22 protein-coding genes and 1 pseudogene are annotated in these 20,641 nt (G+C 60.5%); 16 read left to right on the top strand and 7 right to left on the bottom strand.

Annotated elements, in window-relative coordinates:
- Positions 1-468, bottom strand: a 468-nt coding sequence (locus tag E0F99_RS22225) for a cation:proton antiporter domain-containing protein (protein WP_207303093.1), incomplete at its 3' end; no start/stop codon positions are given.
- A gap of 310 nt (positions 469-778) precedes the next feature.
- On the opposite strand from E0F99_RS22225, the gene E0F99_RS22220 reads away from it, so the two are divergent.
- Both E0F99_RS22220 and E0F99_RS22215 read left to right on the top strand, forming a co-directional pair.
- On the top strand, positions 779-1,084 hold the full coding sequence (locus E0F99_RS22220) for an XRE family transcriptional regulator (protein ID WP_083358761.1): 306 nt from the start codon (positions 779-781) through the stop codon (positions 1,082-1,084).
- Positions 1,085-1,103: 19 nt separating this feature from the next.
- On the top strand, positions 1,104-2,000 hold the full coding sequence (locus E0F99_RS22215; protein ID WP_083358760.1) for a LysR family transcriptional regulator: 897 nt from the start codon (positions 1,104-1,106) through the stop codon (positions 1,998-2,000).
- Here the strand turns inward: E0F99_RS22215 and E0F99_RS22210 are convergent.
- Positions 1,990-2,391, bottom strand: coding sequence for a RidA family protein (locus tag E0F99_RS22210; protein ID WP_083358759.1), 402 nt, complete (start codon positions 2,389-2,391; stop codon positions 1,990-1,992). The two genes, E0F99_RS22215 and E0F99_RS22210, sit on opposite strands and share 11 nt — an antisense overlap.
- Positions 2,392-2,472: 81 nt before the next feature.
- On the bottom strand, positions 2,473-3,345 hold the full coding sequence (locus tag E0F99_RS22205) for an EamA family transporter (RefSeq protein ID WP_083358758.1): 873 nt from the start codon (positions 3,343-3,345) through the stop codon (positions 2,473-2,475).
- Between the two features lie 99 nt (positions 3,346-3,444).
- Here E0F99_RS22205 and E0F99_RS22200 point away from each other — a divergent pair, with 99 nt between their 5' ends.
- From E0F99_RS22200 to E0F99_RS22190, 3 genes are all read left to right on the top strand, one after another.
- On the top strand, positions 3,445-4,227 hold the full coding sequence (locus tag E0F99_RS22200; RefSeq protein ID WP_083358757.1) for an AraC family transcriptional regulator: 783 nt from the start codon (positions 3,445-3,447) through the stop codon (positions 4,225-4,227).
- An 87-nt stretch (positions 4,228-4,314) separates the two neighbouring features.
- Positions 4,315-5,868 carry a DUF726 domain-containing protein gene (locus E0F99_RS22195; protein ID WP_083358756.1) on the top strand — a complete coding sequence of 518 codons (1,554 nt, stop codon included), beginning with the start codon at positions 4,315-4,317 and terminating at the stop codon, positions 5,866-5,868.
- Between the two features lie 40 nt (positions 5,869-5,908).
- Positions 5,909-7,228: an Nramp family divalent metal transporter gene (locus E0F99_RS22190; protein WP_083358755.1), complete on the top strand. Its 1,320-nt coding sequence runs from the start codon at positions 5,909-5,911 to the stop codon at positions 7,226-7,228.
- A 421-nt stretch (positions 7,229-7,649) separates the two neighbouring features.
- On the opposite strand, the gene E0F99_RS22180 is transcribed toward E0F99_RS22190, so the two are convergent.
- Positions 7,650-8,582 (bottom strand): LysR family transcriptional regulator, encoded by a 933-nt coding sequence (locus tag E0F99_RS22180; RefSeq protein ID WP_083358753.1) that lies wholly within the window; start codon positions 8,580-8,582, stop codon positions 7,650-7,652.
- A gap of 117 nt (positions 8,583-8,699) precedes the next feature.
- Between E0F99_RS22180 and E0F99_RS22175 the strand changes: the two genes are divergently transcribed.
- The 8 genes and pseudogenes from E0F99_RS22175 (at position 8,700) to E0F99_RS22140 (ending at position 13,560) form a co-directional block, all read left to right on the top strand.
- Positions 8,700-9,188, top strand: coding sequence for a DMT family transporter (locus tag E0F99_RS22175; RefSeq protein ID WP_083358752.1), 489 nt, complete (start codon positions 8,700-8,702; stop codon positions 9,186-9,188).
- 4 nt (positions 9,189-9,192) lie between these two features.
- Positions 9,193-9,648 carry a DMT family transporter gene (locus E0F99_RS22170; protein WP_083358751.1) on the top strand — a complete coding sequence of 152 codons (456 nt, stop codon included), beginning with the start codon at positions 9,193-9,195 and terminating at the stop codon, positions 9,646-9,648.
- A gap of 88 nt (positions 9,649-9,736) precedes the next feature.
- Positions 9,737-9,907 (top strand): metallothionein, encoded by a 171-nt coding sequence (locus E0F99_RS22165; protein WP_083358750.1) that lies wholly within the window; start codon positions 9,737-9,739, stop codon positions 9,905-9,907.
- Positions 9,908-9,974: 67 nt separating this feature from the next.
- Positions 9,975-10,759 (top strand): annotated as a pseudogene (locus tag E0F99_RS22160) (AraC family transcriptional regulator).
- A gap of 69 nt (positions 10,760-10,828) precedes the next feature.
- Positions 10,829-11,002, top strand: a complete 174-nt coding sequence (locus E0F99_RS22155; RefSeq protein ID WP_083358748.1) for a DUF1427 family protein — start codon at positions 10,829-10,831, stop codon at positions 11,000-11,002.
- 30 nt (positions 11,003-11,032) lie between these two features.
- Positions 11,033-11,992: a quinone oxidoreductase family protein gene (locus E0F99_RS22150; RefSeq protein ID WP_083358747.1), complete on the top strand. Its 960-nt coding sequence runs from the start codon at positions 11,033-11,035 to the stop codon at positions 11,990-11,992.
- Positions 11,993-12,432: 440 nt separating this feature from the next.
- Positions 12,433-12,768 carry a DUF6124 family protein gene (locus E0F99_RS22145; RefSeq protein WP_083358746.1) on the top strand — a complete coding sequence of 112 codons (336 nt, stop codon included), beginning with the start codon at positions 12,433-12,435 and terminating at the stop codon, positions 12,766-12,768.
- A 456-nt stretch (positions 12,769-13,224) separates the two neighbouring features.
- Complete coding sequence (locus E0F99_RS22140; protein WP_083358745.1) at positions 13,225-13,560, top strand: DUF6124 family protein; 336 nt, start codon at positions 13,225-13,227, stop codon at positions 13,558-13,560.
- 123 nt (positions 13,561-13,683) lie between these two features.
- Here the strand turns inward: E0F99_RS22140 and E0F99_RS22135 are convergent, their stop codons facing one another.
- Both E0F99_RS22135 and E0F99_RS22130 read right to left on the bottom strand, forming a co-directional pair.
- On the bottom strand, positions 13,684-14,709 hold the full coding sequence (locus tag E0F99_RS22135) for a purine-nucleoside phosphorylase (protein WP_083358744.1): 1,026 nt from the start codon (positions 14,707-14,709) through the stop codon (positions 13,684-13,686).
- A 14-nt stretch (positions 14,710-14,723) separates the two neighbouring features.
- Positions 14,724-15,671, bottom strand: coding sequence for a nucleoside-specific channel-forming protein Tsx (locus E0F99_RS22130; RefSeq protein ID WP_083358743.1), 948 nt, complete (start codon positions 15,669-15,671; stop codon positions 14,724-14,726).
- Between the two features lie 205 nt (positions 15,672-15,876).
- Between E0F99_RS22130 and E0F99_RS22125 the strand changes: the two genes are divergently transcribed.
- A complete protein-coding gene (locus E0F99_RS22125; RefSeq protein ID WP_083358742.1) occupies positions 15,877-16,689 on the top strand; it encodes an aminoglycoside phosphotransferase family protein in 813 nt (270 codons plus the stop codon).
- On the opposite strand, the gene E0F99_RS22120 is transcribed toward E0F99_RS22125, so the two are convergent.
- The gene (locus E0F99_RS22120) at positions 16,671-17,618 is read right to left on the bottom strand and encodes an AraC family transcriptional regulator (protein WP_083358741.1); all 948 of its coding nucleotides are present in this window, start codon (positions 17,616-17,618) and stop codon (positions 16,671-16,673) included. The genes E0F99_RS22125 and E0F99_RS22120 overlap by 19 nt on opposite strands.
- Before the next feature lie 261 nt (positions 17,619-17,879).
- Between E0F99_RS22120 and E0F99_RS22115 the strand changes: the two genes are divergently transcribed.
- Positions 17,880-19,139, top strand: a complete 1,260-nt coding sequence (locus tag E0F99_RS22115) for an ABC transporter substrate-binding protein (protein ID WP_408003445.1) — start codon at positions 17,880-17,882, stop codon at positions 19,137-19,139.
- Positions 19,140-19,157: 18 nt separating this feature from the next.
- The gene (locus E0F99_RS22110; RefSeq protein WP_083358739.1) at positions 19,158-19,931 is read left to right on the top strand and encodes an L-iditol 2-dehydrogenase; all 774 of its coding nucleotides are present in this window, start codon (positions 19,158-19,160) and stop codon (positions 19,929-19,931) included.
- Positions 19,932-20,641 lie beyond the last annotated feature (710 nt).

Below are 20,641 nucleotides of genomic sequence, written 5' to 3'. Positions count from 1 at the left end.
GAGCAGAATCGCAAACGCCAGGCGCCCGTGGGGCTGGTTCAGTTCCTTGCGCTCGGCCAGGCTTTGCAGGCCGAACGCGGTGGAGGACAGCGCCAGGCCCAGGCCCAGCACAATCGCGCTGTTCCACGTTTGGCCAAACAGCCACAGCGCGACGACACCCATCACCAAACCCGTGAGCAACACCTGGGCCAGGCCGACGCCGAACACCGCTTTGCGCATCACCCATAAGCGCTTCGGCGACAGCTCCAGGCCGATGATGAACAACAGCAACACCACCCCCAATTCCGAAAATTGCGCGACGCTTTGCGGGTTGCCGATCAGGCCCAATACCGAGGGGCCGATGATCACACCGGCGAACAGATAACCCAGCACCGCGCCCAGTTGCAGACGCTTGGCCAACGGCACGGTCAGCACGGCGGCGAGCAGGAACACCACGGCTGCTTGTAACAGGTTGCCTTCATGGGGCATTGAGAACTCCAGGCGCTTTAAAACGAATCGACAGGGCGCTATTAGAGCGCTTTTTCACATTTTGAAACGTGTATTTTTGCCGCGACAGTCAATGGATGTTGGCTTAAATCCCATTCTGGTAGTGCTTGTTACTGGGCCGCAATGCTGCGACTTAAGGATATGAAAGCGCCGCGCCCTTTGTGGCGAGGGGGCAAGCTCGCTCGCCACGGATGGCATTCCAATCTGGAAAATGAGGGAATAAAAGATTATTGAAATAATTCCTTTAAAGGAATATTCGTGTTTCCGGCAAACTAAATTCAGGGCCGTCACCATGGCTAAAAAATGCGCTGAATTTCAACCGCGCATGACGCTCGAAGCGCGTGCTGCGGCCGAGCAACTGTTCCGCCAACCTCTTAAAGCAATGCCGCTGCACGAACTGCGCAAGGCTCAACAATTGAGCCAGGAGCGCCTGGCCAAGGCATTGAATATCAACCAGGCGGCGGTTTCCAAGATGGAGCGCCGCTCAGACATGTACATCAGCACATTGCGCGACGACATCCGTGCCATGGGCGGCGAACTGGAAATCATCGCGACATTTGCGGGTGGCCAGGTCAAGATCGATAACTTCGCTTACTAAGGTGCATTGGGCCTCTCATATGAACCAACTCCTCGCTATGCGCGCCTTTGTCCGTGTTGTCGATACCGGTTCGTTCAGCCGTGCGTCCGACCAGTTGGCGCTGCCGCGTTCCACGGTCAGCAAGCTGATCACCGACCTTGAAAAGCACCTGGGCATCCAGCTGATGCACCGCACCACCCGCGCCTTGGCGCCAACGCTTGAGGGGCTGGAGTATTACCGCCATGCGCGGCGGCTGGTGGCTGAGCTGGATGAAGTGGACAGCGCCGCACGCGGGCAAGTCCTCAAGCCCGGTGGGCATTTGCGGGTGGATGCGCCGGCCTCGTTTGCCAATTGCCTGTTGATACCGGCGCTGGTGGATTTTCATCGCGAGTATCCCGATATCACCATCGCCTTAGGCATCAGCGACCGTGCGGTCAACATCGTCGGGGAGGGCGTTGATTGTGTGATTCGAGCCGGCAAACTGGACGACATGGCGATGATCGGGCGTAAGGTGGCCGACCTTGAATACCTGACTTGCGCAGCGCCCAGTTACTTGGACCGCAGGGGTGTGCCGCAGTCGCCGGAGGACCTGCAGAACAACCACCTCAAAGTCGGCTATTTCTTTACCGGCTCGGGCAAGCCGGAACCGCTGATTTTCGAGACGGCTGGGCAGCGTATCGAAGTCAACGCCTGTGCCTTCTCGACCAATGAAGGCAATGGCCTCAAGGAAATGCTGCTCGCAGGCCTTGGCGTAGGGCAGCACTTCGCCTCCATCGTGCAGCACTACCTTGACACCGGCCAACTGGTCCACGTGTTGCCGTATTGGTCACGCCCAGCCACGCCGCTGCATATCCTTTACCCACCCAATCGCCATCAGAGCGCGCGGCTCAAGGTGTTTACCGAGTGGGTCATCCGCACCTTTGGTGTCAGGGAATAATCGCGGTTACGCGAATCTCTACGCGCATGGTCGGCAAACCCAGGGCCTGGACACCGACTTGCGTCCAGATCGGCGCATGGTCGGGCATGTAGCGGCGGTAGTGCTTGACCATCGCCTCGTTGACCTGCGGCGGGAAGCCGCCAACGTGGTAGGAATTGACGTGAATCACATGCTCCCAACCCGCGCCGGCGGTGGCCAGGGTACGCTCCAGGTTACGAAAGGCTTGGGCAATTTCTTCGTCGAGGTCGGCGGGGATTTGGAAGTCATCGTCCCAGCCCCCCTGTCCTGAGGTTTCCACGCGATTACCGACTTTCACCGCCTGGGTGTAGTGCAAGTGTTCGCGCATGTAATCGCCATAACCTGGGGTGACAAAAAACTCGGGGGTGCTCATGGTGTTTCCTCGGTTCAGTACAAGACTTGGCGAATGCTAGTGGAACGAATGCGCGAACAAAATCCCGGTTTTTTGCCATGACTATCTATCAGCCTGCACAATCGGCTTGCGGTAAAGTCCCACGGCCAAGCCGCTGATGATGACCGTGATGAAGATCAGGTGGGGTGTGGAAATGCGCTCGCCCAGTATCAGCATCGAACTGCCGATCCCGAATACCGGGATCAACAGCGACAGCGGCGCCACGGTCGAAACGGGATAGGCCTTGAGCAGCGAGTTCCAGCCCCAGTAGGCAAAGTGCGTCGCCAGGTAAACCTGGAACAGGATCGACGTCACGGCGGTGAGGTCGAGGCTGGCGGGTACGTTCTCGAATGCGGTGCTGCCGTGCATCCACCAGGCCATCAGGCACAACGGAATCGGTGGAAACAGGCTGGCCCACACCATGAACGAGAAAATTTCGTTCACCCCTGACGCCTTGATGATGACGTTGCCGATGCTCCACGCCAACGCACTGAGCACGATCAACAGCACACCGAATACCGCATGCTCGCCGTCCTGGGTGCAGATGATGCCCGCCAGGCCCATCAAGGCGAGTAACGCGCCGACCCACTGCGCACGGCGGATGTGTTCCTTGAACAACAGGCAGCCCCAGCCGAGGGTAAAAAACACACTGAGTTGAATGATCAGCGAAGCGATCCCCGGGCTGACGCCGACCTGGATGCCATAGTTGATGACGCCCCACATGCCCAACCCGAAGATAACGCCATAGCCGGCCACATAGCCGAACCTCACGGCGGGGCGCTTGATAAAAAATACCAATGGCACGGCGGCGAGCGCAAAGCGCATGCCGGTTAGCACAAAGGGGTCGATTGAGCGCAGGCCCAGCTTGGTGATGGGGAAGTTCAAGCCCCAGACCAGCGTGACCAACAGGGCGAGGGCCAGATGTTTCTTATGCATGGGTGTTCCTTTGAACAAGGTTGATCAAAGGCGTGAATGCTAGGGTGCGTGGAAATGGCCCGCTTGCTATACCGGGTCATATTTTGACAAGATCGGGCCATGATCCCGATATTTGAAACCAGTGCCCCTGAAGCCGTCGTCACGCTGCGCGACTATGCGTCCGGCACCGTATTTCCACGGCACACGCACCCACGCGGGCAGTTCGCCTATGCCTCAACCGGCGCCTTGAGGATGTTTACCGATCTCGGCAATTGGGTGGTGCCGCCGCAGCGGGCGATCTGGGTGCCGGGCGGTGTGCCCCATGAAATGCACATGCGTGGCGATGTGGTGATGCTCAATACCTACCTCGACGACAGAGCTGCCGAGCGGGCAGGGCTGCTGGGGCGTTGCCAGGTATTCGACGTGTCGCCGCTGCTCAGGCATCTGCTGGAAGCGGCACTGGCTATCGGACCCTCGCCAGCCTCCGCTGTCCGGCAGCACTGCATATTGACGCTGTTGATCGATGAAATAAGCACCATGCCCGAATTGCCCCTCAGTGCGCCATTGCCCGCCGAACCGCGTCTGGCCCAGGCTTGCCAGCGCTTCATGGACGCGCCTGCGCAAACCGTCTCCCTTGACGAAATGGCCGATTGGTCGAACATGAGCCGCCGCACCTTCACTCGCCATTTCCACGACGGCACCGGCATGACGTTCGTAGCCTGGCGCCAGCAGGTCTGCCTGCTCGAAGCCACCGCCCGGCTCAGCCACGGCGCCTCCATCACCCAGGTGGCGTTTGAGCTGGGTTTCAGCAGCTCCAGCGCCTTCACCTCGGTGTTCCGCCGCAACCTGGGGGACTCGCCGGCGCGCTACCTGGCCAAATCCAAGGCGGCATCAGTGTTCTGAACACTGCACACGTCGGTCAGGATTCACCTTTACCAAGGCCATGCTTTGTTACTATCGCCGTCCATCGTCACCAGGAGTCACCGGCCCATGCAACACCAGTGGGATGAAATGCACCGCACCCGCAAGCCCACGTTTGTATTGTGCGGCGAGCCCCAAGGGGATGTGCTCAATCTCTACGTTCACGGTTACTCGGCCTTCTTCAATCGCCAGCAACTGGGCAATTTCAAGCAGCAGTTGGCGAGCATCAAAGGCGCGACCAACCTGATGCTGTTCTGGCCGGCGGGGCACTTTCTGGAAAACCTGTTTGCGCCGTTCAAAGACGTCATCACCTCGATGCTCGGGGGTGGCGGCCTGGGCGCGGCGACGGTGGGCGTGGGCAAGGCGATTGCGTATTTCCTTGACCATTACAAAAGTGTCGAGGCGCGGGTCGATGAAGTCGCGAAAACGTTATTGCCTGAGCTGGCCAGCTACCTGCACGCCGAGTCGCTGAAGGTGCAACGCATCAACCTGATCGGCCATTCCCTCGGCGCACGCATCCTGGTCAAGAGTGTGCTGGCCAGCCCCGAGGTGGCGCGCGAACTGCCGTTGAACAACGTGTTGCTGATGGGCGGGGCGATCTGTACGTCCAGCCCGTGGGATGAAGTGTCGGCGCCGCTCAAGGGGCGGGTGATCAACTGCCATTCCAGCAAGGACTGGGCGCTGGCGATGAAACCGGACACCGAGCGGTGTATCGGCCGCTATGCGATTGAGGTCACCCCGGCACTCAAGGCCAAGATCACCAATGTGCACCTGGCCACGTTCGACCACGCGGCTTACTGGCCGCAGTTGAAAACGGTGGTGCAGTACACCGATCTGTTGCAGGAACGGCGCGGCATGATTCGCGCCGATCAGCGTAGCAGTGAAGTACGCTTTGCCGAAGAGGACGTGGAGCTGTTTGCGGCGCTGGTGCAGGCGCGACCGGAGGAGCTGAAGTTCCTGGCCGAGTTGATGGCGCAAAAGCGCAGTGCTTCGATTGAAGCCACGGTACGCGAACCGCTGAAACTGGCCATCGAGCTGCAGCGCATGGGCGGTGACAGCATCATGAACCTTGCCCGTGGCCACGGCGTGAGTTATCGCCAAATCGCCGAAGACGTGGCGCAGCGGCTGGGCATCAAGTTCGATGAGCCGGTGCAAACCGTGGCGCTGGCGGAGATCGAGGCCCAGGTCGCAGAAAAATTGATCGAGCAATACAAGGACAAACTCAGTCGCGCCGACCGTCAGGCCTTCGACGCCGAACTCAAGGCCGCCGCGCAAAAAGAGCAGGGTTTGTTCAACCGCATCGACATTGGCCGCTCGGCCACCACCGCCTTGAGCGGCACGGCGTTGGCAGGGTTGACCGGGTTTATCGTGCGGCGCGGCGCCGCCACGGCGATTCCAGTGGTGGGCCAGGCGCTGGCCGCGGCGATGCTGCTGGTCACCGGCGTGCGGGCGTTTTCGGGCCCGGCCTATTCGATTACGACCTTATCGGTGTTGATGATCGGCATGATTCGCCAGCGCATGGAGCGCGAGGCGCTGAACCAGGAGTTGGACCTGGTGGTGCAGGTCGTGGACACGTTTGACCTGCCCCGGGAGACGGTGATGCGCACGGTCGTGTCGGACTGATAAGCTGCGTTCTGACTTGTGTGTTTGCCTGGGATACCGCGTGAAATTCAGCCTGCCGAAAATCGCTACCGCCCCGTTCTGCCCGCCGGAAGTGGCCGGCTCCGTTATCGTCGACCCCAAGGCTTCGTTTTTCAAACGAGCCCTGATGTTCGCTGGTCCCGGCCTGCTGATATCCATCGGCTACATGGACCCGGGCAACTGGGCGACAGCCATTGAGGCCGGTTCACGCTACGGCTACAGCCTGTTGTTCGTGGTACTGCTGGCCAGCCTGGCAGGCATGGCGGTGCAATGCCTGTGCTCACGGCTGGGCATCGCCACCGGCAAAGACTTGGCGCAACTGTGCCGCGAGCGCTACAGCAAACGCTCGGCGCGCACGCAGTGGCTGCTGGCCGAGATCTCGATCATCGCCACCGACCTTGCCGAAGTGCTCGGTTGCGCCCTGGCGTTTCACCTATTGCTGGGCGTGTCGCTGACCACCGGCATTGTCATTACCGCGTTCGACACGCTATTGATCCTGGCCCTGCAAAACCGCGGCTTCCGGCGTCTGGAGGCGATCATGCTGGCGCTGGTCGCAACCATCGGCGTGTGCTTCTTTATCGAACTGGTGCTGATCAAACCTTACTGGCCGGATGTGCTCAGTGGTTTCACCCCGTCGTTGGCGGCCATCAGCGACGCAGCGCCGTTGTACCTGGCCATCGGCATACTCGGCGCCACGGTAATGCCGCATAACCTTTACCTGCACACCTCGATTGTGCAGACCCGGCTGATCGGCAAGGACCTCGCCAGCAAACAGGACGCGGTCAAACTGGCGCGTATCGATACCCTCGGCTCTTTGGCCCTGGCCTTGCTGGTCAACGCTGCAATCCTGGTGCTGGCCGCTGCGGCTTTCTACAAGACCGGCCACACCGACGTGGTCGAGATCCAGGATGCTTACCACCTGCTCGACCCACTGGTGGGCGGGGCGTTCGCCAGTATCCTGTTCGGCGTCGCGTTGCTGGCCTCCGGGCAAAGCTCGACGTTTACCGGCACTATCGCGGGGCAAGTGATCATGGAGGGTTATCTCAACCTGCGTATCCCTTGCTGGCAACGACGCCTGATCACCCGTGGCCTGGCACTGATCCCGGCTTTTGTCGGGGTGTGGCTGATGGGCGATGATGCTATCGGCAAGTTGCTGATTCTCAGCCAGGTGGTCCTCAGCCTGCAGTTGCCGTTCGCGCTGTACCCGCTGATTCGCATGACCGATGACAAGCAACTGATGGGGCCGTTTGTTAACCGCCTGCCCACGCGGATTTTGGCGTGGTTTCTGTTTGCAGTGATCAGTGGGGCGAATGCGTGGTTGATTGGGCAGTGGTTGTTCTGATCGGATGTTCAGGTCAAAAGGCGCCCTCAAACGCATCCAGCGGGTCGTCCGGTAGTGGCGAGCTAAAGTCGTCCGGGACCAGCAGTTTCCCTCTCATAAGGCCGATTCGACGTCTGTGAGGTTTCCCGGCCCGCACCCGCTGGGCAAGCGCCCACCCGTTCTTGGTGATAAGAATGGTTTGGCCGGTACTGGACTGATGAGCCAGCTGTGAAACGCTGGCCTTTGCCTGGCCTTTGCCTGGCCTGACGAAACGGTAATTGCAGTGCACGATGCGCTCATGGCGTCTCTCCTTTGCGGAAGTCGCCTGAGTTTGGCGCAGGGCGCCGTGCCCGGGAATGGTGGCCTGGGAAATCAGAATAAGCCTACTTTTCCCAGTAAGCTTTTTTACCTGACGCCCGCTGTTCAGAGTGATCGAGACCGCTCATCTGTCCCAATAAGGCACTGTCCCAAAACACTCCACAAAGTAATCAATCACCGTGCGCACCTTCAGCGACAGGCGCCGGCTGCCCGGCCATAACGCGGCAATCTGCTGCGGCTCCAGCGTCGTCGCTACGTCGTACTCGGTCAGCACCGCCTGCAAGGTGCCTGCGCGCAAGCCTTCGCCGATCAGCCAGGAGGGAAACACCACCAGCCCCAGGCCTTGCTCGGCGGCGTGGGTGAGGGTGTCGGCATGGTTGCCGGTGATCGGGCCTTTGACGCTGTAGGACGTCCAGTCGCCCTGGTCGCGGCGGAAGAACCAGCGTTGCTGGCCGGTGATGCCTTTGTAGGCCAGGCACTGGTGGTTGGCCAGTTCATCGGGGTGGCGCGGTGTGCCATGGCGGGCCAGGTAGGCGGGGCTGGCGGCGAGGCGAAAGCGCTGGGGCGCGAAGATGCGTGCCTGCATGCCCGAATCGTTGAGCACGCCGATGCGAAACAGCAGGTCGGTGCCGTCTTGCAGCGGGTCGACGTAGGTGTCGGTTTGCTGGATATCCAGTTGCAACTTGGGGTAGCGCCGACACAACTCGCCCAGCCACGGTGAAAGGTGGCGCTGGCCGAACACCATCGGCGCATTGATGCGCACCAGGCCGCTGGGTTCGCTTTCCTGTTCCTGCAACGCCTGGCCGGCTGTTTCCAGTTGCTCCAGCATCAAGCGTGCGTGATGCCCGAGCAGGCGCCCGGCCTCAGTGGGGCTGACGGCGCGGGTGTGGCGGTACAGCAACTGTTGGCCGAGTGCCTGCTCCATCAGCTGGATCTGCCGAGAAATGGAGGAGGGCGCCAGGCTTTCGCGGCGTGCGACTTCGGAAAAACTGCCGTGATCCAGCACGGCGACAAACAGGCGCAATGCCTTGAAACTCAATTCATTCAAACCCTGCATCATGGCCTCCAAGCTGTGCGTAATGCGCAAAGGTGTTATCCGCATGCTCCCATTTATCGCACAGCACGGCCACCGGATAATGCGCGCCATGTTCAGTTCTTGAAGCGCAGGTGATGTATGCAGGCAAGTTCAATCGAAGGCGTGGCGCAGGCCACGCCGAAAAAAAACCTTCTACGGCTACTGTTGTTGCCGCTGGTGATTCTGGCGGGCATGGGCCTGTCGATGGAGGCCGGTTTGCTCGGGCCGCTGGGTGTGCAGGTGGGGCATTTGTGGGCGACCTTGAGCATCTTTGGCGTGGGCACGGCGATCCTGTTTTTGCTGCTGCTGTTCAGCGGCCCGCAAAAGGGCCCGGCACTGACCGACCTGCCGCGCTGGCAACTGATCGGCGGGTTCCTGGGGCCGATGTACGTGGTGGTGCTGACCTTGGCCACGCCCCACATCGGCATTGCCATGACCATGATCGCGATTCTGTCGGGCCAGGTCGGCAAGAGCGTGTTGATCGACCATTTCGGTTGGTTCGGCACGGCACGCAAGCGGGTCAATGGCGAGCGCTGGATCGCCTTGGTGTTGATTGTGGCGGCACTTGTTCTGATTGCACGAGGGTAAGGCGATGAATCTGATTCTGTTATTGGTGCTGGTGGTTGCCGCCGGTGCGGTGCTGAGTGTGCAGGCCGCCATCAACGGCCGCTTGGGCCAGGCGGTAGGCGTGTTGCGCAGTAGCTTGCTGACCTTTGCGGTGGGCGCGATCACTACCGCGTTGTTGATTTTTTTCTTCGAGCCGGCTCAGGCCGTGAGCCTGCTGGACGTGCCCAAATGGCAACTGACCGGCGCGCTGTTCGGTGTGGTGTACATGATGGTGATGGTCGGCGCGGTGCCCATCGTCGGTACGGCGGTGGCGACCGTGGCGGTGATCGTCGGGCAGTTGGGCATGGGCATGCTGATCGACAACTTCGGCTGGCTCGGTAATCCGGCCATCGAACTGTCGGGTAGCCGTATCGTGGCGATGCTCTGCCTGGCACTGGCGCTGGTGTTCATGTATCGCAGCAATACCCGCCAGGCCGATTAACGGCGCTGAACCTTGGCGCCTTGGCGGGAGTCATTGCTTAAGGTGTTGCGTTCGCAACACCTGGACGACCATGAAAAGGAGTCTGACCATGCCAGATAAAACCTGTGCCTGCCCACACTGCAAATGTGTACTGGGCGCCGATGCGGTAATGAAGGACGGTGAAGGCTATTGCTGCCAGGGCTGTGCCGAGCACCACGCTCATGGTGAGCCGTGTGCGGCACCAACGGGCTGTGAGTGCGCCAAGTCCGCCAAAGGCTAAAAATCCTCTCGGATTATCGGGTGGCGGTCATTACCATGGCCGCTCACCCTTGATTGATGTGCTGCTCATGGCCCTGGCCGCGCCCCCCGACCTCAGTGATCACGCCGTGCCTGTGCAACCCCTGGCGCGCACCTACCCGCGTGGGTTGTATGTTGAACCGCATAGCCACGACTGGGGCCAATTGCTCTACGCCATGAGCGGCGTGATGTGGGTCGAAACACCTCGCGAAGCCTTGGTTGTACCGCCGCAACGCGCGGTGTGGCTGCCACCGGGCGTGGAGCACGGCATTCGCGTGGTCTGCGACTTGCAAATGCGCAATATCTACCTGCGCCCGGCCTTGGCGGCGACGTTGGACAGCCAGGTGCAGGTGATTGAAGTGGGTGGCCTGTTGCGCGAGCTGATCGTTACCCTGGTCGATCAGGGCGATAACGGCGACACGGCTTACTACGACGCCGTGGTCGGCCTGGCGCTGTTGGAATTGCACCGGGCGCGCCGTTCGCAGATCCGCATCGCCATGCCGGTCGACGCCGACCGTCGGTTGATCAACGCATGCCAGTCGGTGATGGCGGCGCCGTCGCTGGAAATCCCGTTCGAGCAACACGCCGAGGCCGCCGGTGCCAGCGTGCGCACCTTGGCGCGGCTGTTCCAGAGCAACCTGGGCATGGGCTTTGCCGAATGGCGCCGTCAGGTGCAACTGGCCACGGCGGTGGCGGAGCTGATCCAGGGCCAGTCGGTCAGCGGCATTGCGCGGTCTTTGGGCTATTCGCCGAGCAGCTTCAGCGACATGTTCCGTCGCGAACTTGGCGTGGCACCGTCCAACTACCTCGGTTGAGGGGTTGGCCGAAATCCTGAAGCACTTGGCCGATGCTTCAGGAGTGCGCTCACTACACTGAGCGCATCAACCTACAAGGCGCCGCCCCCATGAACTACCTGATTTCCCTCGCCATCGGCCTGTTTGTCGGCGTGATCTACGGTGCCTTGGACTTGCGCTCGCCCGCGCCGCCCGCCATTGCCCTGGTGGGCCTGATGGGCATGTTGTTCGGCGAGCAACTGTGGCCCATGGGCCGCCAGTTGGTCGGCGGTTGGTTGTCCTGATTTCCTTTTTCCCTTCGATGGATATTGGCCATGAACGCACTGCAATTTTCCGCCACCGGCGATCTCGGCGCCTTGAGTTTTGTTGATGTCGCGACCCCGGTGCCCGCCGCCGGTGAAGTATTGGTCCAGATCAAGGCCGCCGGTCTGAACCCCAGCGACGTAAAAAATGTGCTCGGACGTTTTCCCTACACCACATTGCCGCGAATTCCCGGGCGGGACTTCGCCGGGGTCGTGGTAGAGGGGCCGCAAGACCTGGTAGGCCAAGCGGTTTGGGGCACCGGTCGTGACCTGGGTTTTTTCGCCGACGGCTCCCATGCGCAATACCTCACCGTGTCGGCCAAAGGCGTGGCGCATAAGCCCACCCACCTGAGTTTTGCTCAGGCTGCCAGTCTTGGCGTGCCCTACACCACCGCTTGGGACGCCCTGGAGCGCAGCGGTGTCGCTAAAGGCAGGCGGTTGCTGGTGATCGGTGCGAATGGCGCCGTGGGCAGCGCGGCGTTAGCGTTGGCGAAGATCCGCGGTGCACAGGTGCTGGCAGCGGTGCGCAAGGCCGATCAGGTTGAAGGGCTGCAGGCTCAAGGGTTTGACGCGATTGCCTTGGGCCAGCCAGAAGAATTGGGTGCGCAGGTGAATGGCGTATTCAAGGGCGGCGCGGATGTGATTTTCGACACCACCGGTTTCTGGCTGCCAGCGGCTGTCGCCGGTTTGGCCCCGTTCGGCCGCATCGCAATCATCGCCGCGCCGGTGGATGGGCATGTGCAACTGCCAGCCCTGGCGTTGTATCGCAAAGGCGGTTCAGTGGTGGGGATCAACTCGTTGCTCTACAACGGCGAGCAGTGCGCGGTGATGCTGGAGCAGTTCGGGCGCTTCTTTGACGAGGGTTCGTTGCCGCTGCCAACGGGGCTGCGCGAAGTGGCGTTGGCGGATGGCGTGCAGTGTTATGAGGAAGTGAACAAAGGCAGTGCAGACAAGATCATCTTCCTGCCTTAAGTCACTAAAAAATGTGGGAGCGGGCTTGCTCGCGAATGCGGTGTTCCAGTCAACATTGCTATGGCTGACCCACCGCTTTCGCGAGCAAGCCCGCTCCCACAGTTTGATTTTCACTGGGTTTCAGGAGGCGTTCTCGATCAGAGGTTTCCTACAAGGGTTTCAGGTTGTCGCTCGGAAGGCGGCTGACTAACCTCACTGCCGTCGCTGACCGTTCAGCGACCGGATTTGACCGTCCGATTAATTGAAGTACTGCTACGGCAAAAACCTATTTCAGGTGTTTTTTTTACGCCTGAGGTATCGTGTTGCGGTGGCTGTACGCGGGATACCTTCGGGTATGCCGGATTTCCTTTGATTGCCGGTCGGTCAACCCGCGTACAGCTGCCTCCCTCTTCGCTTGACCGCGAATGTTGGCAGCTTCACCAAATCTTAGGACCCTCACCATGATCAAAGACAGCCCAAATCCCCCCGGCCAACCAGACTTCGATACCAGCACCCTGCACGAAGTGGCCTACCGCGCGATCAACCACTACCTCAACCCCGGAAAACCAATCCCCGAACCCACCGACGGGCTCTTCACCGTGCGCGCCGATCTGGGCACGGAAACCTTGCTGGTCAATGCGTCCCAGGATTTGGCGTCCATCAGCGAGATTGCCAATCATATGGCGTTTGAAATCGAGGGGTCGCAACGTAATGTCGCGCTGGGCATCTGCCGGATGCTGGAAGGGGTGCAACTGTTGGTGGATAAGGCACTGAACGTGGCCCATCCCACGAGTTAACGATCGCGAGCCTTAACACAGTCAAAAACTGTGGGAGCGGGCTTGCTCGCGAATGCGGTGTTCCAGTCAACATTGCTATGGCTGACCCACCGCTTTCGCGAGCAAGCCCGCTCCCACAGTTTGATCTTCACGGGGTTTCAGGAGGCGTTCTCGATCAGAGGTTTCCTACAAGGGTTTCAGGTTGTCGCTCGGAAGGCGGCTGACTAACCTCACTGCCGTCGCTGCCAATTCAGCGACCGGATTTGACCGTCCGACCTTGTTAACGAATCGCTACGCCCTGTACCAACTTCAGGCGTTTTTTTTATGCCTGAGGTATTGTGTCGCGGCAGTTGTGCGCGGGATACCTTCGGGTATGCCGGGTTCGTTGACAACCGGTCGGTCAACCCGCGTACAGCTGCCACCTTAACTCGCTTGACCGCGGGCGTTGGCAGCTCCACTTGTCGACGGAGTTCCACCATGATCAAAGACAGCCCAAATCCCCCCGGCCAACCAGACTTCGATACCAGCACCCTGCACGAAGTGGCCTATCGCGCGATCAACCACTACCTCAACCCCGGAAAACCAATCCCCGAACCCACCGACGGGCTCTTCACCGTGCGCGCCGATCTGGGCACGGAAACCTTGCTGGTAAATGCGTCCCAGGATTTGGCGTCCATCAGCGAGATTGCCAACCATATGGCGTTTGAAATCGAGGGGTCGCAACGTAATGTCGCGCTGGGCATCTGCCGGATGCTGGAAGGGGTGCAACTGTTGGTGGATAAGGCACTGAACGTGGCCCATCCGGCGGCATAAGGATTTTTAACACGGTCAAAAGTGTGGGAGCGGGCTTGCTCGCGAAAGCGGTGGGTCAGTCACAGAAAGGTTGACTGAAATACCGCATTCGCGAGCAAGCCCGCTCCCACAGTTTGATTTTTATCAGGCTTCGGGAACGCCTTTTTCCCAGGCGGACCAGTTCTTCAGAATCGCTTGAACCAAAGGATTACCGGTGCGATACAGGTTCTCCAACGCCGGCACAAACCCGCCCTGATCGGCGTATTTCAGCAAATTATCCACTTCGCTGTAGCCGGGGTACGGCCGGTCGAAGTCCGAACCTGCGCGCACCACCGCCAGGCGCTGGATATCCACCAGGCCTTCGCGGCTGGCGCGCAGCAGGGCTTCATAGGTGGAGTTATCTTCCTGCTGGGTGGTGCAGTACTCGCCTTTGTTGTCGGTGAGTAGCTTGGTCCAGACTTCGGCGCGTTCGCTCAGGCGCGTGCCGGAGAACCAGGTGTTGCCCGCCAGGGTGTCGCAGCGGGTGACTTGCGGTGGCTGGTTGGCCGGGGCGGCCGGGTAGTGTTTGCGCCAGGCGCTGGATGCCTTGCTTTCGCTCAGCTCAACCTTGTGCGACAGGGCAAACGCCTTGGCTTGCAGCTTGGGGTTGAGCTCGAATACTTCGGTCTTGTAGTCCAGCGGCGGTTTTTCGTTGGGGCCTTTGGTGTTGATGCCGATGTAACCGGTCGGCCAATCTTTAGGCGCATCGCGCGAATCGATTTCCCACTGGGTGCCGAATTCCACCAGGTAATGCGCCCAGGCGGTGGTGCCGACGGTGCCGTGTTTTGGGCTGATGCCAGCGATCCCGGCGATCAAAAAGTAGCTCTGGCGCAAATCAAACTTGGGCGACAACGCCAAGGCCAGCGTGGAGGCGGCGGCGTTGGTCTGGCCCATACCGGTGACCAGCAGGCACACGTCCTGGGTGTTGCAGCGTATCACTGGGTATTCGGCGGAGAGGCCGGGCACGCGTACCTCCTGCTTGAGTTCCAGGCGATCGATCCAGGTTTGCGCCTCGGGGGCGAACATGGTGATCAGCATCACTTTGGGCTTGATCGGTGCGGTGTCCGCCAACACCACGTGGGGCAGCAGGGCCAGGCCTGCGGCCAGCGAGAGACGAGTAAACAGGTTCATCTAAGACTCCTTGATCAGAATTGGTAGCCGACACCGGCGTAATAGCCCCAGCCATCCGAGCGGGCGCGGAAGTTGCCTTCGCCAAAATTGAGCTCGCTGCCATCTTCCCAGTTGCCGCCGTTATGAAAGTAACGACCGACCAGGGTGAAGCGCAGGTGGGTGAACGAGTACAGCAGCACGTTGGTGGCCACCACCGAATTGGCGGTGCGTGCCGGGTTGTCCTTGTGCAGGTCCGAGCCGAAATCGTAGTTGGTGAAGCCGATGTAGGTCAGCGACGCACCGTTGTCGAACTTGCCGATGGGCACGATGTACTTCATTTGTGCGCGATAGCCGTCCCACTGGTATTCATTGCTCGCGCCATAGTTTTCCCACTGGTAGCGCCCATAGAAGTTGGCCGACAGGTTGACCCGCGAGTGGGTGTCGATGTCGGTGCCTAGGCCGCTGTACAGGGTGTTGGCGCGGTTCGACTTGTTGCTGCCGTGGTCGTAGATCCAGTCAAACGCCACGTACCATTCCTTGAACGGCCCGATGGCCAGGCTGCGACCGGCCAGGTAGTCGATGGAGATACGCGGCTCGTGCTCCATGAACACCGGCGAGCCATGGTCCCACGCGCCTTTGTCATTGCTGTTACCGATGCCGAGAATCTTCGGCACGTCGATATAGCCGTACAACTCGAACGGGCCTTTACGGCCGAAGTATTCGTATTCCAGGTAAACGTCATCCTGCGGTTTAGGGCCGAAGCTGATGTCTTTGCTGCCGATCAGCGTCAGGTCCTGGTTGAACCATTCCGACAGGTACGCGCCTTTTTTCGTTGGGCTGGCTTCGGGGGCGAGGGTTTCGCCCTGTGCTGAGTCATCGGCAGGTTTTTCCTGCGCCAAAATGGGTGCGCTGAGTACTCCCGTAACGGCGGCCAGTAGCAAGGAAACACCAAAGGAAGCAGGATGCCTTAAGGTGGAGTGCATGGAAAATCCCTATTCATACGCGGTTTCACCCGATTCCTCGGGTAACGGAGAACTTGCCTACCAAGTTCGTTCCGCAAACGTTTGCACAGGCTGTACCAACTTTGCTCAATGGCTTGAATGGCATGGAAAAAGGCGCAATTAGTCGACCTTTTGATCAAAAATGACTGGGTGTCATTTTTGTAGGCATAACCGAGGAGTTACGAGAATGTTCGAACGCTACCTGCACTCCTGGAACCTGACCGTTGATGGCGATCCTGTGGTGACGCCCGGCAGCCATTTGTTGCCTGTGCGTTGGCAAGGCCGGCCGGCGATGTTGAAAATGGCGCACACCGCTGAAGAGCAGCTCGGTGGCCGGCTGATGAGCTGGTGGGCGGGCGAGGGTGCCGCGCAGGTGTATGCCCATGACGACACGGCGTTGTTGATGGAGCGGGCCATCGGTCCAGGTTCCCTGATGCGCATGGCCCTCAATGGGCAGGATGACCAGGCCAGCCGAATTGCCTGCGCAACAGTTGCCCGGCTGCATGCGCCACGCCCATCGCCGCCGCAAGGTTTAGTGCCCCTGGAAACTTGGTTCCAGTCCTTGTGGAAGGCCGCTGATGACAACGGCGGGCTGTTGCGCGACTGCGCGGCGATGGCGCGGTCACTGCTGGCGGCGCCACAGGATATCGTGGTGCTGCACGGTGATATCCATCACAACAATATTCTCGACTTCGGTGCTCGCCGCTGGCTGGCGATTGATCCAAAGCGCGTTATCGGCGAACGCGGCTACGACTATGCCAACCTGATCTGCAACCCGGATTTGCCCACCTGCTGCGACCCGCTGCGTTTCAACCGGCAGGTCGAGGTGATTGCCCAGGCTGCCAACCTCGCGCGCCCGCGCCTGCTGCAATGGGTGTTGGCCCATGCAGGTCTGTGCGCAGCGTGGTTCCTTGAAGAGGGAGAACGCCAGCGCGCAGCCATTGGCCTTGAAGTCGCCCGCCTGGCGCAACGCGCGTTGGCTCAATGGCCGACGGTATAGGGCGATGGCTGCTCAGCGATGCGATTAAACAAATGCATCGCCGTTTCGCGCCGATACTCGCTCGGCGTCTGGTTCATCTCGATGCGAAAATGCCGGTTGAAGTTGGACAGGTTGGCGTAGCCCACTTCAAAGCAGATATCTGCCACCGACATGTCGCTTTGCAGCAACAACCGGCAGGCGCGCTGCACGCGAAACTTGCGCATCAGGTCGATAAAACCGTGACCGGTGTTGCGCTTGAAGAAGCGTGAGAAGCCCGGTTCACTCATCTCCAGCTGTTGCGCGATGACCGACAAGCGTAAGTCGCCGGTCAGCTCGCGCATCAGGTAATCAAAGGCTTTGTTGATGCGCTCGGCGCTGCGCGCGTCCAGTGTCGGGGCGTAGCAGGGGCTGGCCAGTGCCTGCACGTGCGGTGCGGGGGCGCTTTTTAGCGTGTCGAGCAGTTGCAGGAACAGGATCAGCCGTTGCAGACCGTGGGCCTTGCCGATGCCTTCCATCAGGCGCGCGGCCTGCACGGCGGTGTCGCCGCTGAATGCCAAGCCGCGACGGGCGTGTTCGAACAGCGGCTGCAAGTCGCCGAGTTCCGGCAGGGTTTTGCGCAGGGCGAGGAGGGCGGCGCCGTCGAATTGCAGCACTACGTCGCGCCCGGTCAGGTATTCGCCGGGGGCCAGGTCGCCGATCCAGTCGTGGGGCAGGTCCGGGCCGATCAGCGCGACGTGCCCTGCACTGAACGCGCCGATGTAGTCACCCGCCACCAGCTTGCCGCTGCCTTGGCGGATCAGGTGGATTTCGAACTCGGGGTGGTGGTTCCAGCGCGCCAGGTCGTACGGGTAGTCATGTTCGAACCAGCGGAAACAGTGGTCCGGCTCGGGCAGGATGACTTCGAGTTCGGCAGGGCGGTGTTCGAACAGTTTGGCGCGGCTGATGGGCATGGTAATGCCTCTTTTATTTGTGGAATGTGCTCAAAATACGCGGGTTGGCCACCGGTGCGCTACGCCTGGTTTCGCCCGGCACTGGTACTTTTTTGATCCGTGGCCTTCGGTTAAAAAAGTATCAGCCGTGCATTCGTCATGCGTTTGTGAGGGCTTGGCCAAGCTGCTGTAATCGGCGCTCAACAACAAAAACAACAGGTGGAAACCGCCATGTTCAAGCTCCCACACGCAGTGTTCTTGCTGTCTGGTCTGGCCGTGGCCATGCCCAGCTACGCCGCCGACACCGTGACCATCGCCACGGTCAATAACAGCGACATGATCCGCATGCAGCGCCTGTCCAAAGTATTCGAACAGCAACACCCGGACATCAAGCTCAACTGGGTGGTGCTCGAAGAAAACGTGCTGCGCCAGCGCCTCACCACCGACATCGCCACCCAGGGCGGGCAGTTCGATGTGCTGACCATCGGCACCTACGAAACCCCCTTGTGGGGCGCCAAGCACTGGTTGGAGCCGCTGACGCAACTGCCGGCCGACTACGACGCCGACGATATCTTCCCGTCGGTGCGCCAGGGCCTGTCGGTCAATAACACCCTGTATGCCTTGCCGTTCTACGGCGAAAGCACGGTCACCTACTACCGCACCGACTTGTTCAAACAAGCCGGGCTGAGCATGCCGGCGCACCCGACCTGGACCCAGCTCGGCGAGTTCGCCGCCAAGCTCACGGCAAAGGACAAGGGCCAATACGGCATGTGCCTGCGCGGCAAGGCCGGCTGGGGCGAGAACATCGCCTTGTTGAGCACCATGGCCAACGCCTTCGGCGCGCGCTGGTTCGACGAACAGTGGAAGCCTGAATTGACCAGCCCCGAGTGGACGGCGGCGGCCAACTATTACGTCAATACCTTGAAAAACTACGGCCCACCGGGCGTTTCCAGTAATGGGTTCAACGAGACCCTGGCGCTGTTCAACAGTGGCAAATGCGCGATCTGGGTGGATGCCAGCGTTGCCGGCTCCTTCACCACCGACAAGAGCCAAAGCAAAGTCGCCGACGACGTAGGCTTTGCCGCCGCCCCGACCGAAGTCACCGACAAAGGCTCTTCGTGGCTCTACGCCTGGTCCCTGGCGATTCCCGCCACCTCCAAGCACAAAGACGCCGCCAAGGCGTTCATCGCCTGGGCCACTTCCAAGGACTACATCCAGTTGGTCGCCGACAAAGAAGGCATCACCAACGTACCGCCAGGCACCCGCCAGTCCACCTACAACGAGGCTTACTTGAAAGCCGCGCCGTTTGCCCAGGTGACACTGGAGATGATGAAGCACGCCGACCCTGCGCACCCGTCGGCCAAGCCAGTGCCGTACGTCGGCATCCAGTACGTGACCATCCCGGAATTCCAGGCCATCGGCACCTCCGTCGGCAAGCTGTTCTCGGCGGCGCTCACCGGTGGCATGACGGTGGATCAGGCGCTGCTCCAAGCACAGTCCACTACCGAGCGCGAAATGAAACGCGCCGGCTACCCGAAGTGATTTTTACAGGACACCACCATGAAACGACTCGAAGGTAAGAGCGCGCTGATCACCGGATCGGCGCGCGGCATCGGCCGCGCCTTTGCCCAGGCCTACATCGCTGAAGGCGCAACCGTTGCCATCGCCGATATCAACTTGCAACGCGCCCAGGCCACGGCGGCTGAGCTGGGCCCACAGGCTTATGCGGTAGCAATGGACGTCACTGACCAAGGTTCCATCGACGCCGCGATTGCCGCCGTGGTGGCCCATGCTGGCAAGCTCGATATCCTGATCAACAACGCCGCACTGTTCGACTTGGCGCCCATCGTCGACATCACCCGCGACAGCTTTGACCGGCTGTTCTCGATCAACGTCGCCGGCACGCTGTTTACCCTGCAGGCTGCCGCCCGGCAGATGATCAGCCAGGGCCACGGTGGCAAGATCATCAACATGGCCAGCCAGGCCGGGCGGCGGGGCGAGCCGTTGGTGGCGATCTATTGCGCGACCAAGGCGGCGGTGATCAGCCTCACGCAGTCGGCGGGGTTGAACCTGATCAAGCAGGGCATCAACGTCAATGCCATCGCCCCCGGCGTGGTGGACGGCGAGCACTGGGATGGCGTGGACTCGCTGTTTGCCAAGCATGAGGGGTTGCCGCCGGGCGAGAAGAAGAAGCGGGTTGGGGCGCAGGTGCCGTTTGGGCGCATGGGCACGGCGGAGGATTTGACTGGGATGGCTATCTTTCTTGCGTCGAAAGACGCCGACTACGTGGTTGCCCAGACCTACAACGTTGATGGCGGCAACTGGATGAACTAGAGCCTAGCCTCCATTAAGAATGTGGGCGCTGGCTTGCCTGCGATAGCCATGGGTATCTGCGCAACTTTTTGTGTTGCGCTTAGCTTTTGACGGGGTTTTTAGGTAGATATGCGTACATATCCGTTGCTGCGGTAACGGTGGCTATTGGTTCCGCCCTTACGGCGGGTCACTTTTGGAAAAGAGCCCGGAATGCCGGCCCAGCCAAAAGTAACCAAAAGGGCTCTTGCCCCACCACTCGTTGCCTCGCCTAGGCTCGGCATGCCCTCTCTCCGGCTTGAATCCGTGGGCCGCCGCCATGGGCCATCCTTGGCCCATCGCGGCTAACCCGGCGTCCTGCCGGGTTGCCCACGGATTCAAGCCTGCGTTCGGCCATCGTGGTTAACGGGGCGCCTCAGATCAAGATCAAGATCAAAAGCAAGAGCACGGCGGCCTAGTAGCCGACCTGAGTGGTAGAAGCAAAAGCAGGGCAAAAGCACAGCAAAAGCACGGCAGCACACTCTCCGTCTGATGTACCGAGATCCAACTGTGGGAGCGGGCTTGCCTGCGATGCAAGCACCTCGGTTTAGCCGCGATGGGCCAAGGATGGCCCATGGCGGCGGCCCACGGTCCAAAGCCTGCGTGAGGGCACACCGAAGCGTGAGCGAGGTGCCGAGCGGTGGGTCAGACCGCAAAGCTGTAACTGACAGACCGCTATCACAGGCAACCCAGCG

It is taken from the genome of Pseudomonas antarctica (genome assembly GCF_900624995.1).
GTDB lineage: Bacteria > Pseudomonadota > Gammaproteobacteria > Pseudomonadales > Pseudomonadaceae > Aquipseudomonas > Aquipseudomonas antarctica.
The sequence above is the reverse complement of the archived record's forward strand: the minus strand, read 5'-3'. Positions and strand labels throughout refer to the sequence as shown.